Below are 15,174 nucleotides of genomic sequence, written 5' to 3' on the forward strand. Positions count from 1 at the left end.
ATGTTAAGATGCCAGGTCGAATGAAAAAATGCAGCCACAAACAGGGGACTATTTTATTTTCAATCAATACCTAAAGTTCTTCGGATGGGATGAACCAATACTCATTATCAAATTTTGCCTTCAATGGTTGGTGGTTCATCATTCATACAATCCCAAGGCTAATTTGCGCCTTGCAATACTGCAAGACTTGCGGCAATGGGCGCTTCATTCCGCTCAGCCAGTTCATAGTCAACCAGCCTACTTTTATCGACAGCAATCGATTCATCTTTTGAGATCCCAGCCAGCGCCAAGCTTTGGATCTTTTGACGATAGCGAAAATAAATAGCAATGCTAAAACTCAGAGAGAGCAGACATGCAAAAACCACTAGCATGAACAGCGCGGTGCTGGGATGCCAGGTTGTCATATCGGTTGTTTTATCAAATTTGCTTGGTGAACTGCCGAATTGAACCAACGCTGAACTCATTGCAATTTCATCATCAGGCATAAAGCTCGATTCTAATCCCTGGTATCTCATGCTTACTATTGCCTCATAACTGGGAATGATCAAATTAGAGTGATTCACAGCTCGATCGATTCGAACAAGCCGATTGACTAGTTCTAATTCTGAGGCAAATTGTTTATCGCCATAGTATTGCTTCGAAATTTTCTCAAAAAATGCAAGGCGTTCTTTATTGGAATGGCTCATTTGGGCTTGATCCTCTGCGCCATTCTGAGAAAAGATCGGTTGATTAGCTATTATCATCAAGATTGACAAAATGAAAATTGCTACTAACTTCTTGGTCATCATCGTTTACCTCCTTGACTGCTTTTATCTAATTCATCCTACTAACAACCGATGTTCGCGAAAAGGCATCCTCATCTAAAAGCTGCGCATCTCTTTTATAGGTTTTTATCCCAAAATCGCTGCCCGAATTTAGATATTTCAATCGATTGATTTACGAATCTAAGGCTTTGGGGCGCTTTTTCCCGCAGCATCGATCAAAATCACCAGTCGAACCATGAAAAATTATATTGGATTTGCAAAAATATATTATTAATTTTAGGCAAAACGAAAAGTGATTTGCCGCACATTCTTCAGTTTTAGCAGCATTGAAAGCAAATTTTTTTATCCCTTAAAGACCTAAAATCAAAGAACTGGGAGGATCTATGATGATATTAAAATTGCTGTATGTCGGAATGTTTATCTTGGGCTCGACTATTTTGGCCTTAGCTGCCCAGCCTTACGACAAAAAAGTGCTCTATGATTTCTCTCCTATCAAAACCTTACGGGGAGATTATTTAAAAGAGGTTGCTTTTCCAATTGGAGGTATTGGGACAGGGAATATCACTTTAGGAGGCCGGGGTGAATTGCGGGACTGGGAGATCTTTAATCGGCCTGGAAAGGGCAAGCAGCTCAATCTGACTTTTTTTAGTATTTGGATGCGGGCTAAAGGCCAGCCTGCTGTTGCTAAGATCTTGGAGCGAAAGTTCTTCCCTCCCTATACTGGCTGGATGGGTTTCCCGCGCAACAATCTTGCTGGAGTTCCGCGCTTCAATGAAATTGAGTTTCGGGGAGAATACCCCTTCGGATGGTTGAAGTTTTTCGATCCGAAGATCCCGCTCACCATCGAATTGGAAGCCTATAATCCATTCATCCCATTAGATCCAGATAATAGCGGCATCCCAGCGGCCATTTTTAACTGGACCATCACGAATCCGCTCGACGTCCCAGTAGAAGCAGCGATTTGTCTCTCCATGCAAAATCCAATCGGCACCGATGGCAAAACGTTTGACTCGAAATTGGTGCACAGCGGGATCAATGAATTCTTGACTGACGGTACCCTGAGTGGGATAAAATTCAGTTCTAGTTACCTATCGGAAGATGACATCCGGTTTGGCACCATGGCAATCATGACCCCAGCGAAAGAGCTCAATGTACTGACTTGCTGGTATCGCGGTGGATGGTGGGATAATGCACATATTTTCTGGGACGATTTTTCTGATGACGGCTGGATCGCTGATCGTCGAGAAAAAGCAATTTCGCCAGAGAGCCATACGGATGTCGCTTCATTAAATGTACATTTTCAACTTTCTCCAAAAGAACGCAGGAAGATCCCTTTTTACCTTACTTGGCATTTTCCGCAGCGAGAAAATTACTGGAATAGCGAGCCAGAGGTTCATGGCAAAAAAATGACCAATTATTACGCCACCAAATTCGCTGATGCCGTCACCGTGGCTCGTTACTTGGTCGATCATCTGGATTATCTGGAAGGACAATCCCGACAATTCCACCATGCCCTATTCAGCAGCACGCTCCCGAATTTTGTCCTCGATGCCGTTGGTTCTCAATTGTCGATATTGAAAACCAATACAGTGATGAGAATTCATGATGGACCATTTTTTGGGTTTGAGGGGATTTCTGATGAAGCTGGCTGCTGTTGGATGAATTGCAGCCACGTATGGAACTATGCGCAAACAGTCGCTTTTTTGTTCCCTTCTCTGGAACGCTCCGCTCGCGAAACCGACTTTTTGCATAATACATATGATAATGGTTACATGCCGTTTCGATCGCTGGTTCCGCTCGGTGATTACCGATGGAAATTCAAGCCCTGCGCAGATGGTCAAATGGGGGCTATCTTAAGGGCTTATCGAGAATGGAAGTTGTCTGGCGATAATGCCTGGTTAGCTCGATTGTGGCCCAAAATCAAGGCCTCGTTGGAATTCGCCTGGAAAGGGGTCGGAGACATTCCAGAATCTTTACAATGGCAGAAAGAGAACCTTCCAGTTCCGTGGGATGGAAACAAAGATGGGGTCATCGAAGGCGAGCAGCACAATACTTATGACATCGAATTTTATGGACCGAACACCATGACCGGCTCTCTTTATCTGGCAGCATTAAAGGCAGCCGCTGAAATGGCTCGTTTCATGGATGATTCGAATGCCGCGAATACTTATCTGCAACTCTATAAAAATGGGAGTGCCCAATATGACGCCTTGCTCTGGAACGGCAAATTTTATGTGCAAAAGATTCACGTGGCCGAGGGAATTCAAATTCCGGCTCATTTGCAATTGCAAAAGGACGACCTGTGCTGCCCATCCAAAGCTTCTCAATATGGGAAAAAAGGCGAGCTCGATCAAAGCAATATTCCAAAATATCAATTCGGTAAAGGCTGTCTCTCTGACCAATTACTAGGTCAATTCGCTGCTTTTGTCACCGGATTGGGGTATATCATGGAACCATCCCACGTGAAGCGTGCCCTCCAATCGATTTTTGAGCATAATTTTCAAACCGACTTAGCCAATTTTTCGAATGTACAGCGGGTTTATGCGCTCAATGATGAGGCGGGACTGTTATTGTGCACTTGGCCCGATGGCGATCGACCAGCTCTTCCGTTCGTTTATTCAGACGAAGTCTGGACTGGGATTGAGTACCAGGTAGCTGCCAGTTTAATCTACGCTGGGTTGATTGATGAAGGGTTGACGTTGGTAAAAGCCGTCCGCGATCGCCATGATGGCTTGCGCCGCAATCCCTGGGACGAGTTCGAATGTGGTCATCATTATGCCCGGGCACTGGCCTCATGGGCGGTATTATTGGCGATTTCTGGGTTTCAATACGACGGTGTGAAACAGATGATGGGATTTTCTCCAGTCATTCATCTTGATCAATTTCAAGTGTTCTGGTCATGCGGCACCGGCTGGGGGATCTTTTCTCAAAATCCGATAAAGATCTCCCTTAAAGTTCTATTTGGAGAACTCCTATTGAGCCAATTCAGTTTTTCGGCAGACCCAAAATCGGATGTTCGTGCCGTTATGCTGGACAAAAATACCATTACCTTCAAATCTGTTTATAAGCGACCTCAGCGGCACATCCAGTTCGATAAGCCATTGAAAATTTCATCAGGGTCGGAGTTGAATTTCATGTTAAAAGCAAAATGACACGCTGTTCAAATAATCATAAACTGGTAATTCAATTGGCCCATTTGCTCGGCCTTTTCATTCCAGGATTTTCTTGCAATTTTTTGCACAAAATCATTATTTCCGTTTAATTGCATAGGTCCGATCCTTAAATGTTTTGCATGATCGAGTTTGTTTGCAACAGAATTATTACTTGATTTTGTGAACAAAAAAGTTTATCTTCACGGAAAAATCAACAAACGATCACTGATATTTATTCAGCGAGGACAACATGAACGGACAACAGGATTACGATTCCAATTATCAGCGGATCGCGAAATTGCTCGCTAAAAATTACATTCATCGTTTCATTAAACCTGATGCATTATCCATTCTTCCTGAACTGAGACTTCGGGAGAACATCAAGATTTTAGATGTTGGCTGTGGAAATGGAAGACTGCTTTTTAAGCTGGCTTCATTTATGGACTCATGCGAACTCCATGGGATCGATATCCGGCCTGAGCGAATTCGAAAAAATCAGGCAAAGAATCGATACCCCAATTTGAATTTCCACTGCTGTCCAGCAGACAATCTTCCTTTTCCAAGCGAATATTTCGACTTGATCACATGCACAAGCGCGCTTCAGAAATTCCCTCAAAAGGTTCGATCGCTGGATGAAATGCATCGCGTGCTGAAAACCAAAGGGGATTTGTACATTTTGGAAGGAATTCGAGATAATGAATGGAAAAACAAATTTGAAAAAATCTTGCGGCAATCGAAATTCATTCGTCCAGAAAAAAAATTCCTCCCACAAACAGCGTTGTTCAGCAAAAGTTACTTGATTCATTACGTGAAATAAAAAAGCCTTTTTCTCACAACAAAATGGGAAGGTTTATTAGCTTGATCATTTGAACAAAATCGAAATCATTAATCGGATTCTTTGATTACGGTTCGCAGTTCGCAAGTCTGCGACCTCATCTTATGAATGGAGTAGCAATGCTCAAAAAAATTTATGCTCTGGTAATCATAATCTTTCTCCTTCAAGTCTGCTTTGTCAATTCTCTCTCTCAAACTTCGAATCAAGTTTTGGTATTAATCGATCATCCGGATTTTAAACTTATTGGCCAAATCCCTGAGTTAAAAGTTTATCATTTCGATGATGACTATCTCATTGGGGAGATCGGCTCTGGAGATTTGTTTAAGCTAAATCAGCTCAGAGCAAATTATCAGATTTTCGATTCTCAAGGCTGGAGTGGCGATTACTATGTCCTCAAGGCGATTCAGGATATGGATGAAAAAATCGCCCGGTTCAAAATCAGAGCCATGATGAAAATCGATGCCACTAAAGCGATTATCAAAATTGAAAACAGCGAAGCTCCTCAGTTTGCTGCTGCTGGTTTTGGGCTGGAAAAAATAAGCAGAACGATCAAGCCTGTCCCACGATATTCAGCGAAAGCCATACCAATGCCAACCCAGACCGACTCTTCCATTCTTAAAATCCTTGCACAGATCAGTGCCGATTCATTAGCAGCAGCAGTGCAGCGACTCCAGGATTTCAAAACACGTTACACATACTCGGACTCCATCATTTCAGCCGCTCAATGGATTTACAATCGCTATAAGAGTTATGGATATAGCGATGTGAAATTCGATACTTTCTATATCAATAATCGACCGCATCGGAACGTTATCGCGACGAAACCTGGACTGGTTTATCCAGATAGTGTCATCATGTTGGGTGGACACTATGACTCCATCGTCAATGGCTCGGGCACCAATCCTTATGTTTTTGCTCCGGGTGCAGATGATAATGCATCTGGGACGGTTGCAGCCATGGAGGCAGCACGCGTGTTAGCCAAAAGCGAATTTGCAGCAACCATCAAATTTGCTGCTTGGGACGCAGAAGAGATCGGCCTAGTGGGAAGTGACGCATACGCCCATCAAGCTTTCACTAACAATCAATCTATTGGCCTCTATATGAATTTTGACATGGTCGCGAACGTCTCGCCCAAGTATAATGTCACCATCTATGCCGACAATGCCACCATGCCATTGGCAGAGCTCACCTCCCAAATGGCTCGGTTGTATACCTCATTGCAGCCATCGCTGCCTGGGAACACTGGGGGCAGCGATCATCGTTCATTTCAACTGCGCGGCTATCGCGCCTATTTCGTGCAAGAGGGCGTTTTTAGTCCTCATTGGCATAAAACCAGCGACGTGACCCAAAATATGGACTTCAACTATATGCAGCAAGTGGTGCAGATGGGGGTGGCGACCGCAATGTATCTCGCTGGTCCAGCCGACTTTATCCATCAGAGACCGCTGGTCAAATTTCTATCTGCTCAGTTTGATGACGATGCTGCTGGGAGCAGCGATGGAAATGGAAACGGCTATCTTGATGCTGGGGAAAAGATCGAACTGTTTTTAACTGCCAAAAACTTTGGTGATAGCACCGCGCATCAGGTCCGTGCCGTATTATCTTCAGATGATCCTTATGTCTCGATCATCACCCGCGAAGGTTTTTTCGGTTCTGTTGTATCCCAAGGCACGGCTAACAATACTTACCCCTTCCTAATTCTGGTAGCTTCAAATTGTCCCTCTGGTCACAAGATTTGGTTCAACCTTCAATTCTCTGACGATTCGGGAAATCGCTGGGAAGATCAGTTCAATCTTCTTGTGAAAATGCCAGAGCTGATTTTTGAACGCCAGGATTTCAAAATTGTCTCTGGGAATAGTGATGACAAAATCGACCCCGGCGAACTTATAGCGCTGTTTTTAGCGCTGAAAAATAATGGTCTGAGAACCGCCTCAGATATTATTGCAACCTTGCGCTGTGGACATCCAAGCATTGCAATAATCGATAGCGTAGCTTCCTTTGCGGATATATCGATCTCTAGCATTGGCACGAATGACGCGGATCATCTTTTGATTAAAGTTCTGCCAGATGCTCGACCGGAAATTATTTCGTTTTCGCTCAATGTTAGTGAGGGCCAGGGGTTCTATCGGACCTCCATTGGGTTCAAACTTGCCATCGGCCAAAGCAAGATCCTTTTGGTTGAAGATGACGGTCGCTTTGATTTCAGTCAATATTATAAAAACGCCTTCGATGTCCTGGGCATCCCTTACTATCATTGGGATACTCAGCTTCGGGGAATGATGATGGAAGACACGCTTCGGCGCTACGAGCGGGTGGTATGGTACACTGGTATGGAATCTCGACCCAGTTTATCGGTTTTTGGCACGAAATTGCTCGAGCATTATCTGGAACAGGGCGGCCGGCTGTTCATCAACGGGGCGCTATTTCCATTTTCAGTTCGAGACAGCCTGATTCTATCCCAATTCCTTCATAGTCGTTATGTAAGCTTTGATACGCGATTGAGTCACCTCCGGACCAGTGGCGCAAATTCAGTCTTGGGCGAACTCGATTTTTGGTTGGCAAAATCGGGTGAGAACTATCAAAGTTTGAGGGGCGAAATCGATGTGAGTAGCCCAGCGGAGCCGATCCTTTTTTATGATCTGACTACATCATCGGGGAAAGGGAATATTAAGTCTAGCGGAGTGGCCGGGGTTGCGGTCGCTGAGAATAATTATCGCGCTGTCATGTTTGCGTTCGGATGGGAGGCCATCGAAAACGCTGAGATGAGAGCGAATATCATGGCGAGCATCCTTAACTGGCTTGGCGGTTCAGCGACTTCGATTGACTTTGGGCCCTTCGTGCAACATCCGATCGAACACCAATTGGCTCAAAATTTTCCAAATCCATTTAACACCAGCACCACCATTCTTTTTCATTTGTCTCAGCCAAGCGAAGTACGCTTGACGATCTACGATTTATTGGGCAGGGAAATCAAAATGCTCGCGAAGGGAAAATTTGATAAAGGAGAACACAAGGTAATCTGGCAAGGTGATGATGAAATCAGCCAACCTGTTGCAAGTGGTATTTATTTGGTGAGGATGTCTGCTGGAAATACTTCGATCACCCGAAAAATTGTGCTTTTGAAATAGCATGGGGATTGAATCGAAAATTCTATCCAACATTCCAAATTGCAGGAGCGATTCGAAAGGCAAGCCGTTCATCTTTGCGGAAGCGCTAAGCATGTAGAATCCTGTTCAAGAATTGATCATAAAGTTGAATGCTGGTGCATGGCAAGTCCTAAGCCCAAACAGCAAAATTTAAATTATCATATTTTATTCGGAGCAAAACATGATAGGCAAACCAATTGTCCCGCCGATTCATTTTAGTGCGACTTATAAGTTTGACAATTCTGACCAGCTCATCGATGTCGTGCAACATCGCTCTGGTTATATTTATTCTCGCTGGGATAATCCAACTGTTCGCGAAGTCGAGGCTGCCATGGCTAAATTGGAAGGGTATGAGGAAGCGCTGGCATTTAGCTCTGGCATGGCCGCGATCACCACTGCGATTTTAACCTTCACCCGGCCCGATAGCCGCATTGTTGGGATAAATGAGCTGTATGGCGCTACATTTCAGTTTTTGTACGATTATCTGAGGAGGCTCAATATTGAAACGGTGGGCATCAACTATGATCACATGGAGCAGCTCTACAAAGAAATTGATGCAGGCTTGACAATGCTTTATCTTGAGACGCCTACCAATCCGCTGTTGCGAGTAATTGAGATCGAGCCACTTGCTCGCATAGCCCACGCCAAGGGAGCGATCGTGTTTTTAGATTCAACTTTTGCATCGCCAGTGAATCAGCATCCCAAGGATTTCGGGGTCGATATTGTCATTCACAGTGCCACCAAGTATATTGGCGGCCATCATGATATTACTGGAGGCTTTGTGTGCTGCAATAAACGACTGGCTGCAGCGATTTGGGAATACCGAAAAATCTTTGGCGGCGTAATGGATCCGCTCACTGCTTTTTTAGTCCAGCGCGGTTTGGGCACCCTGGAGCTTCGTGTGTTGAAACAAAACGAGAACGCGATGCAAGTGGCCCAATTTTTGGCCTCCCATGCCAAGATCAGAAAAGTCAATTATCCAGGGCTTCCCTCCCACCCCGATCATGCCGTGGCGAAACGACAAATGCGCGGCTTCGGCGGGATGCTTAGCTTCGAGGTGGATGCCGATTTTGACGCGACCAAACGATTCATGGATGCTCTCAAAGTGATTAAACTTGCCACCAGCCTGGGTGGCATCACCAGCTTGGCAAACCAGCCCATCACCAACACCCATGCAGCGCTGAATCCTGAGCAACGAAAAACCGCAGGGCTAAGTGAGAGCTTGGTACGACTATCCGTCGGCATCGAGCCTCCCGAAATACTGATCGATGACCTTCAACAGGCTTTGATGGTCATTTGATCTATTGGCAAATCGAACTGCATCAACATAGATTGATATCAAACAGTTGCAACAGAATCAATTTATGATGCGCATTTTTCTTTTCGCCCACAAGGTTGCAAATTTCCTGCGGATTTCATTTGTCCGAAATCGGAGCTAAGCTGTTTTTCGATGAAGTCCCACGCATTCATAAAAAATAGTGTCGCTAATAGCTGCTCAGTTAGGCGCTCGAACCTTTTTGCTCACACGCTTATTTAAGAGCAAATGACGCGGCCCATTTATATGACCGAAGCTCAGGGAGGTTGCTGATGAAAAAATGCCTGGTTGTCCTGTTGTTACTGCCAGTCTTCGCCAATGCGCAAATCGACTTGCCTCTGGCGTTACAAACGCCACCGCTGGGAACCAGCCATGGAGAAATGATGACATTTCTCACAAAAATCGTTGCTAAATCTGTACTCCTTGAATTAGAAATCGCTGGAAAGTCCTCTGTGGGTAGAGACATCCCTGTGGTTTATTTCCCGAAGAGAAATCATTGGCGCTCTCATCGAGCCACCATTATGCTCTTTGCTCAACAACATGGAAATGAGCCATCAGGAAAAGAAGCATTGCTCATGCTTATCCATGAATTAAACGCTAAGAGAGGCCAAGCACGGTATCGAAATTTGAATCTCATTTTGGTGCCAATGGCAAATCCTGATGGCAATGAGCTCTATCAGCGCCGCAATGGAAATCAGGTGGATTTGAATCGCAATCATCTTTTGCTATCCGAGCCAGAGACCCAGCTACTACATCAGTTGTTCGAGCGTTACCGGCCAGAGGTCACCCTTGACATCCACGAATATGGGCCGACAGGTTGGCTGGCATTAGGATTGTTGAAAGACCTCGGTGAGCAATTGGATTGTATTTCAAATCCAGCAATCCCTGTCCCGCTCAAGCGATTTGCTGTGACAGAAATACTTGAACCCGCACTTGACAGCACAATGCTGAAAGGGGTAAAAGCTGGGCGCTACCTCATCACGGGTGCGGATCCGACTCAGCCAGCCCGGCATAGCACAACCGATATCGATGATGGCCGAAATAGCTTTGGTATCCATTATACGCTGTCATTTATATTAGAGGGAATGGCCGGATTCTCGAAATCCGATCGCATCTGGGAACGTGCGAAAAGCCAGCTCACCATGATCAAGGCATTTTTAAACATTTGTGATGCAAAAGCTGGTGCGATCACCAGTATTGTGCGTCATTGGAGGAAACAATCTCTGCACCAAGTCCCTGATACGGTGATCATCCAAGCCAATTACACCGAAAAGTACTCTCGACCTCTCACCGTTAATGTGACCCGTTGCTGCGATCGTCGCGATACGACAATTATCCTATCCGATTATCGACCGAATCCTGAGCCGATCGTCTTCGTCTTGCGCCCAAAGGCGTATCTGATCGAACAACCAGATTCAACTGTCCTTTCGGTACTGAAACACCATTTGTTGCCTTATAGAGTATTGGTAGCTGATACGCTCTGTCGTGTGGAACAATTTGAAGTGACCGGAATTGACACGTTGCGATTCGAAGGTAGGGAGACATTAATTCCTGCTGGCAGCTACACTCGGAAAGAAAAAAATTTTTCCCGAGGTTGCATCTTGGTTCCGACGAATCATGGCAGGGCGATTTTATTAGTTCAGATGTTAGAACCACAGAGCTTTTATGGATTATCGCATTATGCCGAGTTTCAGTTCCTTTCTCAAAATAAATTTTATCCGATCTATCGACTGATAGAATGAAGCCATGAAGGGATACTCAGTGCCCATCATCATTTGTAATTCGCAATTTCATGGCTTAATTTTCCGAGGCGGAACTTAAATAATAGTATCTGAACAAAGTGAGGAATCTGGTTTTTGCACAAATATTGGACTTTCAGACTTCTTCCTCCAGTCGAAATGACAGAGAGATAGATTTTCGTTCGGGCACTAAAAGATTTGGAAATATTCAGGCCAGGCCAGCGATCGATTTGGACTTGAAATAGCAGCAGTTGCAAATTTATCACATCATGTCGGAATATCATGTCTGTCTATCAACTCGGTGAGGGATTCCGATTTTTCCTCGTCATGACTATCAAATTGGAGCGAGATTTGATTATGCTGACTGGTCGCCAGAAATGACATGACCTGATTGAAATTCGATTTTTGCGACAAGAATCAATCTCTTCATTTATGGTTTAGCTCGCTCTGGGCTGCATTTGTTCGCTGTTGCGATTCTCCCAGCAAAGCCAAGATCACCCCGGTAAGGATAATCAGTCCGCCAAGGATTTTCATTCCGCTGATTTTTTCTTTTAAAATTAAGACCGCAAGAATCGATGCCCCAATCGGTTCGCCCAGAATGATCACTGCTACCGCTGTGGCGCTGAAGTATTTCAATGCCCAATTGACGGTGGTATGGCCAATCACTTGGGGGATCAACGCAATCGCAATAAACAGCAAATAGGTTTGATTATCGTATCCGACAAGCTGGCTTCCGCTGAAGCCTACAAAAAGGAGCAACCAAAATGCAGCCACTGAATAAACGATAGTGACATATTGAAAGGTCGCTATTTCCGTCCGCAATTTTCTGCCGAGCAAAAGATAGCCAGCCGCTCCAATTGCACCCGCAATAGCCAGCAAATTTCCGACAAGCGAGCTTCGATCGGAAGAAAAATCATGCGCACTGATAAGAAATGTACCACCAAAAGCAATAACAATTCCTAACAATGTCAATTTTGTTGGCTTCTCACGGAGGAACAATATGCTGCCAATAGCAACAAAAACGGGTGCACTTTGGACCAATACCACGGAACTGGCAACCGTGGTAAACTTGAGCGAAGTGATCCAAGTGGCGAAATGCAGGGCTAGAAAGCTGCCCGAAGCCAACGCCCAGAGGCGCTGTACTTTTGAGAAGCGTGACAAAATCGGACCATATCGGATTCGAGTAAAAATAATATAGACGGCCGATGCGATGGTGAGTCGATAAGCCGCAATGACAAGAGATGGTGCGGAACAGAGTTTAATAAAAATCGATGCGAACGAGATTGCGATGAGCCCCATTCCGAGCACCGAAACAGCTTGCCAACGATAACCTTTCCCCATGATATCGCTCCGAGATAAGAATTGCTATTTCTTACTGGACAGCAAGAACGAAGTTCCCGTTGCGATAAAATTGAATGGCAACGCTGTATGCATCAAAAAATTTTTTGGCCAGGCTTAAAAAAAAGAAGAAGATTAAATGGCCGAACGTTCCACTACGCGGGTGAATAATAGTTGATTCCCCGAAATCAAATTGTTTTTGAGCTGACCTTCCCGCTATTTCGCAATTAATTCGCTTGACTTATCGAAATATTATTGCTATATTATTGCCGCAAATCCCGGAGATGATCGACCAGCCGTGCACCTAACTGACCAAATTCGCTGTGTAGGAGGAATGAATGGCCTATTACATCGACCATGATCTCTGCACTGGTTGCGGAAGATGCAAACCCGTTTGTCCTGTTGGCGCAATAACTGGCACCAAAAACTACTATCAGATCAACGCCCAGACGTGCAATGATTGCAGCGGATTTTCTGAAAATCCGCTCTGCGTGATTGAATGTCCAATCACTGGCGCCATAAAAAAGCTTGAAGTCGAATAATGCCTACTAAATTTTGCGTCCTTTTTAGATGCGAAAAATAATTGAAAGGCCAATCCCAATTTTTTTGTTTCATTTGATAGGCTGTAATCCTGCCTGATTCTTTTTGTTGCTCAGTATTTGCTTTCGATTCTTAATTTGAGAAGCGAGACGGAGTAGCATTTTTCGCCATGATATTGCTATTTTTCAATCATCGATAACTTTCGAAGCAGCTGTCGATCGGTGTGGGAAACAAAATACAGCAATCTTACTGCCTTTGATGAGCAAGCTCAAATTTGAAAATAATTGTCGGTTTTGTGAATGCGCGCTTTATTTTTTATGATTCTGATGGTTCTGGCATGGGGCTGCCTATTCGCTACGACACCAGATTTCATGGCCTTGAAGGATGTGCGACCTGGGATGCAAGGCTATGGGTATACAGTGTTTGAAAATGACCGGATCGAAAAGTTCGATGTCGAAGTTATCGATATCATCCATAATTATCGGCCGCAAAGAGATGTAATCATCATCAAGTTGCTTGGGGATAAACCTGCCCATACTGGAATTGTGAGTGGAATGAGCGGAAGCCCGATCTACCTGGATGGCAAGTTGGCAGGAGCTTTAGCGTATCGGTTGGGCAATTTTATGAAAGAGCCAATCGCTGGGGTAACGCCAATCGAATATATGCTGGAAATATTCGCAAAGGAACAATCCCGGGCTCAAGAACTCCCATTTTCCGCTTCCGCAGCGAGAGAGCGACTTCGACAATTCGTAGCGAATCCGCCCTCAGATCCATTTGATATTTTGAAACTATTAGGCCACTCTGCTGAATTCGACGGAGTACAGATCCGGCCCATTCAAATGCCGCTCATCATTAGTGGGCTCAGCCCAGCTTTCCAACAACGAATCTGCCAATATCTTTCAGTATCTGATTTCATTGTTCTGGCTGGTGGGCAATCAGATTCCATCTCAAGCCATGTGGATGAGGAAATTCGCCCTGGCTCGGCAGTGGCAAGCGTACTTGTGAGCGGCGATTTCGATATCAGTGCTATCGGAACGGTAACCTTTCGCGATGGAGATCGCCTGTTGGCGTTCGGTCACCCGTTTTTCAACAGTGGGCCTGTCAATCTTCCATTGGCACGAGCAAAGATCGTAACAACGTTATCTAGCCTCTACGCCTCGAACAAGCTCGGCATGGCAACCGAACTTATCGGCACAATTCGTCAGGATCGCTCCAGCGGAATTATGGCGATGGTAGGCGATGATCCCCCGCTCATACCAGTAAGTCTCTCCATCGCCTTGCCTCAGAACGAGCAAAAGCAGTTTCGGTTTCAATTGGCAAACGATCGTTCCCTCGCCTCAATTGTGCCAGTGTTTTTCTGGATTACGCTAATCAATTCTTTAGAGAGCGCCCGGTTAGGGAATGGTGACTATGCGCTTCGTGTCACTGGCCGCATCCGTTTAGATCAATATCCAGATGTAATATTGGATAACTTTTACGCTGGAGGTGGCACTGGCATCTTCGATGGATCAGGATCAGATATTCCAGAAGCTGCCTATGACATTGTGATGACCCTTGCGGCGTTATTGGCCAATGATTTTGAGATTCCAAGCATCAAAAGCATCGATCTGAACTTCTCGGCACAGCCCGGACAGAAATTGGCGCAAATTGAACGCATTTTTTATAGCAAGGAAGTAATAAGCTCAGGAGATAGCCTCGAGCTCACCATTGAGCTTCGTCCCTATCGCGCCAACCGAATCGAAATAAGACACAAAATCACCATCCCCTACAATATCCATAGTAACTCAGTGACCTTAGCCGTTGGTAGCAATGAGGAACTGAAAAAATGGGATGGCGCGGCTGGCCTTGATCGATTTTCGCCTTCAAATTTAAATGAATTCATCTGGCTGCTCAATCGAAAGCGAAAAAATAGCGAAATCATCATTCAGTTGAGAGTAAACGACTCCGGAGCTGTGCTTCATGGTCGCGAGTTTCCAACTCTCCCACCATCCGTGTTCGATCCCTTGGTCCACAATAAAGCCCATAAGAATTTCGATGCTATGACAGAGAAGGTCATCAAAGAATGGTCAATTCCGACTGGGATGAAAATTCGAGGTGGTGAGAGATTTCATTTGAAAATTGAAGGGCAAAAATAGCCGACTGATCTTTAGTCGGAATCTATGCTAATTTCCGATTATGCATACTCAACTTTTCTTGAAATTGACAAGTAACATGAATTGGATTTTTTCTTCGTCTTAAAATAGGGTGAATGTCAAAAGCACCAGGGTACCACTTTGAGCAGGATTAGATTGTTGCTAAATTTTGAATTGCCGAAATGGCATTTTTAAACCGCTATTGACCGTTTT

Annotated in this window: 9 protein-coding genes; 7 read left to right on the forward strand and 2 right to left on the reverse strand. The window is 44.8% G+C overall.

Features of this window, described 5'->3' with window-relative positions; genetic code table 11:
* Positions 1 to 158: 158 nt before the first annotated feature.
* Entirely contained in the window at positions 159 to 788 is a 630-nt protein-coding gene (locus tag ONB37_03945) for a hypothetical protein (protein MDZ7399301.1), read from the reverse strand.
* Positions 789 to 1,147: 359 nt separating this feature from the next.
* On the opposite strand from ONB37_03945, the gene ONB37_03950 reads away from it, so the two are divergent.
* From ONB37_03950 to ONB37_03970, 5 genes are all read left to right on the forward strand, one after another.
* Positions 1,148 to 3,916 carry a non-lysosomal glucosylceramidase gene (locus tag ONB37_03950; protein MDZ7399302.1) on the forward strand — a complete coding sequence of 923 codons (2,769 nt, stop codon included), beginning with the start codon at positions 1,148 to 1,150 and terminating at the stop codon, positions 3,914 to 3,916.
* Between the two features lie 250 nt (positions 3,917 to 4,166).
* A complete protein-coding gene (locus tag ONB37_03955; protein MDZ7399303.1) occupies positions 4,167 to 4,733 on the forward strand; it encodes a class I SAM-dependent methyltransferase in 567 nt (188 codons plus the stop codon).
* Between the two features lie 137 nt (positions 4,734 to 4,870).
* Entirely contained in the window at positions 4,871 to 7,879 is a 3,009-nt protein-coding gene (locus ONB37_03960; protein MDZ7399304.1) for a M20/M25/M40 family metallo-hydrolase, read from the forward strand.
* Between the two features lie 199 nt (positions 7,880 to 8,078).
* Positions 8,079 to 9,197, forward strand: a complete 1,119-nt coding sequence (locus ONB37_03965; protein MDZ7399305.1) for an aminotransferase class I/II-fold pyridoxal phosphate-dependent enzyme — start codon at positions 8,079 to 8,081, stop codon at positions 9,195 to 9,197.
* A 287-nt stretch (positions 9,198 to 9,484) separates the two neighbouring features.
* Entirely contained in the window at positions 9,485 to 10,954 is a 1,470-nt protein-coding gene (locus tag ONB37_03970) for a DUF2817 domain-containing protein (GenBank protein ID MDZ7399306.1), read from the forward strand.
* A gap of 423 nt (positions 10,955 to 11,377) precedes the next feature.
* On the opposite strand, the gene ONB37_03975 is transcribed toward ONB37_03970, so the two are convergent.
* Entirely contained in the window at positions 11,378 to 12,292 is a 915-nt protein-coding gene (locus ONB37_03975; protein MDZ7399307.1) for a DMT family transporter, read from the reverse strand.
* A gap of 335 nt (positions 12,293 to 12,627) precedes the next feature.
* Between ONB37_03975 and ONB37_03980 the strand changes: the two genes are divergently transcribed.
* Positions 12,628 to 12,831: a 4Fe-4S binding protein gene (locus ONB37_03980; protein MDZ7399308.1), complete on the forward strand. Its 204-nt coding sequence runs from the start codon at positions 12,628 to 12,630 to the stop codon at positions 12,829 to 12,831.
* Positions 12,832 to 13,128: 297 nt separating this feature from the next.
* Complete coding sequence (locus tag ONB37_03985; protein ID MDZ7399309.1) at positions 13,129 to 14,964, forward strand: hypothetical protein; 1,836 nt, start codon at positions 13,129 to 13,131, stop codon at positions 14,962 to 14,964.
* The last annotated feature ends 210 nt before the right edge of the window (positions 14,965 to 15,174 follow it).

The organism is candidate division KSB1 bacterium (assembly GCA_034506395.1).
GTDB lineage: Bacteria > Zhuqueibacterota > Zhuqueibacteria > Thermofontimicrobiales > Thermofontimicrobiaceae > Thermofontimicrobium.

Excerpts from the sequence above, each read along its gene's own strand:
- ONB37_03950 (MDZ7399302.1), top strand. The coding sequence starts at position 1,148 with ATGATGATATTAAAATTGCTGTATGTCGGAATGTTTATCTTGGGCTCG.
- ONB37_03960 (MDZ7399304.1), top strand. The coding sequence starts at position 4,871 with ATGCTCAAAAAAATTTATGCTCTGGTAATCATAATCTTTCTCCTTCAA.
- ONB37_03945 (MDZ7399301.1), bottom strand. The coding sequence starts at position 788 with ATGATGACCAAGAAGTTAGTAGCAATTTTCATTTTGTCAATCTTGATG.
- ONB37_03965 (MDZ7399305.1), top strand. The coding sequence starts at position 8,079 with ATGATAGGCAAACCAATTGTCCCGCCGATTCATTTTAGTGCGACTTAT.
- ONB37_03970 (MDZ7399306.1), top strand. The coding sequence starts at position 9,485 with ATGAAAAAATGCCTGGTTGTCCTGTTGTTACTGCCAGTCTTCGCCAAT.
- ONB37_03985 (MDZ7399309.1), top strand. The coding sequence starts at position 13,129 with ATGCGCGCTTTATTTTTTATGATTCTGATGGTTCTGGCATGGGGCTGC.
- ONB37_03980 (MDZ7399308.1), top strand. The coding sequence starts at position 12,628 with ATGGCCTATTACATCGACCATGATCTCTGCACTGGTTGCGGAAGATGC.
- ONB37_03975 (MDZ7399307.1), bottom strand. The coding sequence starts at position 12,292 with ATGGGGAAAGGTTATCGTTGGCAAGCTGTTTCGGTGCTCGGAATGGGG.
- ONB37_03955 (MDZ7399303.1), top strand. The coding sequence starts at position 4,167 with ATGAACGGACAACAGGATTACGATTCCAATTATCAGCGGATCGCGAAA.